This window comes from Microcystis sp. M53603_WE2 (assembly GCF_030065435.1).
This window is the reverse complement of the sequence record NZ_JASJFF010001185.1, coordinates 1-2,524: the sequence shown is the minus strand read 5'-3', so window position 1 is coordinate 2,524 and position 2,524 is coordinate 1. Positions and strand designations below refer to the sequence as shown.

Here is a 2,524-nt window from a genome sequence, read left to right as displayed (position 1 = left end):
GAAGGCGAAATTAAGCTCAATTTCCAGGGCGCAGCTGGTCAAAGTTTCGGAGCCTTTAATTTACCCGGTGTCAATCTCCATTTAGAGGGAGAAGCTAACGATTATGTGGGTAAAGGCATCTACGGCGGCGAAATTGTCATCTTACCGCCCCAAAACGCCAATTATCAGCCCGAAGATAACGCTATTATCGGTAATACCTGTCTCTACGGGGCCACCGGTGGGGTATTATACGTTAATGGTCGCGCTGGTGAACGCTTTGCTGTTCGCAATTCCACTGCAAAAGCGGTTATCGAAGGGGCCGGGGATCACCTCTGTGAATACATGACCGGGGGGGTAATTGTCGTGCTTGGTTCCGTCGGTCGCAACGTCGGCGCCGGGATGACGGGAGGATTAGCTTATATCCTTGATCCCTCCCTACCGGAGAAACTCAACCCCGAAATTGTCAAGATTCAACGGGTTGCCACGGCTGCCGGTGCGGAACAGTTAAAATCTTTAATTGAGGCCCATGTAGAACGCACTAATAGCCCCAAAGGTAAGTTAATTTTAGCTAATTGGGATAGCTATCTCGGTCAATTCTGGCAAGTAGTCCCTCCCTCGGAAGCGGATAGTCCCGAAGCGCAAATTAGCGCGGAGAAAACCTTAACTTCGGTGTAATTTCTTTGGGGTGCGTTACTCTTGGTTAACGCACCCATTGATTAATTTTTTGACTGCGGAGTTGATTAATGGCCATGCTGCCCATCCCCACCACCTATACTAGCTATACCCAAGCACAAGAACATTTTCTTCAGGTTTTAGAACAAGTAGAACTGGGAAACTCGATCGTTATTGTCCAACGTCAGGGTCATCATGATGTGGCCTTGATTGCTGCTGACGAATTATCCGCTTTATTAGAAGAAGTTTATCTTTTGCGCTCTCCAGCTAACGCTCAACGACTTTTTCAGTCCTTAAATTGGTCACAAGAAAGATTATCTCAGACAGCTGCCACCACTTCTCTAGAAGAATTACGTCAAGAATTGGAGACCGAGATTGAGCAAGAAAAAGCCGCAGAAGTCTGAAACCGAAATTGTGCGAGTTTTTACTCAATTATACCTAATCTAGTATCTCCAAATTGATTATATGGGGACATATTAACCTTAATTATTTAGACTACAGTTTTTATCGCTGCATAAGTCGGAACATTTGCTAAAATTTAGGATATATTCACTTTGGCTATCTTTGATGTCATAATTTGGCAATGACAAACGAAAAACTCAGATTTATCGATCTTTTTGCTGGTATTGGAGGGTTTAGATTAGCTTTTGAGAGCGTTGGTTATGACTGTGTATATTCTTGTGAAATAGACGAAAACTGTCGAAAAGTAGGAAAACGAGCCAGATTTAGAGATACAAGGGGAACTCTATTTTTTCCCATCTGCGAAATAGTAGAATTAAAGCAAGACAATCAATCAATATTTAGCATCTTCTTAACCTGATCTAGAGAATAAGTTTGACTATCTTTTTCTTCTTCTTTTGCTTGTATTAAATCTTCCAAATCCTCTAAGTCTTCTAAGATTTCTTTAATTTTCATAAACTCCTCATAAGTTAAAACAGCAAATTCTTTTTTGCCATTTTTGATTAAGAATTCAGGATGTAATTCAATCATTGTTTTCTCCTTAATTTAATTGTAGATATTTTGTCGATGTTTAACACGATAAATCACTAAAGTGATTTCTTCAACCTCAAATAGAATTCGATAGTTACCCACCCTTAAGCGATAATTAGGCGTAAAATTCTTTAATTGCTTGACATCTCCTTGTAAATTATCCGTAAACCAGAAGTTTTTTTCTGGTTTACGGATAATGGATTCCAGAAATTTAACCGTTACTTCAAGCTAAGTCTGCTAAAATCCTGATGATCCCCTCACCCAGTCAGCTACTGCCAAGGCTAAGATAATGTTAACGCTCCCCCCCAATTAGGGTTTTTTAGGCGATCGCATTTTAAAATTTTGTTTCATGTAAGGCGATCGCCTTTGGGAATTTCAGTTCACATAAAGGCGATCGCACTAAATTTAAATTAAAGTGTGAACATCAATACTGGCTAGACCACCCTCATTAAAGGCTTTAGCCAAATCACCTTTGCCATCTCCATTAAAATTGCCAGATAGCCATTGTTGAGCATCCCAAAACCCACCTTGACGAGTCGCCCATCGCTGCATGGAGAAACCACTGCCATTGGAAATGTGGACATCAATACTAGCTAGACCACCCTCATTAAAAGATTTAGCTACGTCATCTTTTCCATCTCCATTAAAATCACCCACTACCCATTGTTGAGCATCCCAAAACCCACCTTGACCAGTTGCCCATCGCTGCATGGAGAAACTGCTGCCGTTAGAAACATGAACATCAATACTAGCTAGACCACCCTCATTAAAGGATTTAGCGACGTCATCTTTTCCATCTCCATTAAAATCACCCACTACCCATTGTTGAGCATCCCAAATCCCACCTTGACCAGTTGCCCATCGCTGCATGGAGAAACTGCTG

Annotated in this window: 6 protein-coding genes; 3 read left to right on the top strand and 3 right to left on the bottom strand. The window is 41.4% G+C overall.

The features are described 5' to 3' along the window. The 3 genes from PX481_RS24840 to PX481_RS24830 form a co-directional block, all read left to right on the top strand. Nucleotides 1-654, top strand: a 654-nt coding sequence (locus PX481_RS24840) for a GltB/FmdC/FwdC-like GXGXG domain-containing protein (RefSeq protein WP_502888633.1), incomplete at its 5' end; no start/stop codon positions are given. A gap of 68 nt (nucleotides 655-722) precedes the next feature. Beyond that, complete coding sequence (locus PX481_RS24835; protein ID WP_002763237.1) at nucleotides 723-1,055, top strand: type II toxin-antitoxin system Phd/YefM family antitoxin; 333 nt, start codon at nucleotides 723-725, stop codon at nucleotides 1,053-1,055. A 179-nt stretch (nucleotides 1,056-1,234) separates the two neighbouring features. Continuing rightward, nucleotides 1,235-1,471 carry a DNA cytosine methyltransferase gene (locus PX481_RS24830; protein WP_071825133.1) on the top strand — a complete coding sequence of 79 codons (237 nt, stop codon included), beginning with the start codon at nucleotides 1,235-1,237 and terminating at the stop codon, nucleotides 1,469-1,471. On the opposite strand, the gene PX481_RS24825 is transcribed toward PX481_RS24830, so the two are convergent. The 3 genes from PX481_RS24825 to PX481_RS24815 all read right to left on the bottom strand — a co-directional run. Next, on the bottom strand, nucleotides 1,441-1,641 hold the full coding sequence (locus PX481_RS24825) for a hypothetical protein (RefSeq protein ID WP_002751002.1): 201 nt from the start codon (nucleotides 1,639-1,641) through the stop codon (nucleotides 1,441-1,443). The genes PX481_RS24830 and PX481_RS24825 overlap by 31 nt on opposite strands. 15 nt (nucleotides 1,642-1,656) lie before the next feature. Further along, a complete protein-coding gene (locus PX481_RS24820; RefSeq protein ID WP_223213090.1) occupies nucleotides 1,657-1,836 on the bottom strand; it encodes a type II toxin-antitoxin system RelE family toxin in 180 nt (59 codons plus the stop codon). Between the two features lie 210 nt (nucleotides 1,837-2,046). Further along, nucleotides 2,047-2,524: FG-GAP repeat domain-containing protein (locus tag PX481_RS24815; protein ID WP_288096602.1), on the bottom strand; the 478-nt coding region annotated here is incomplete at its 5' end.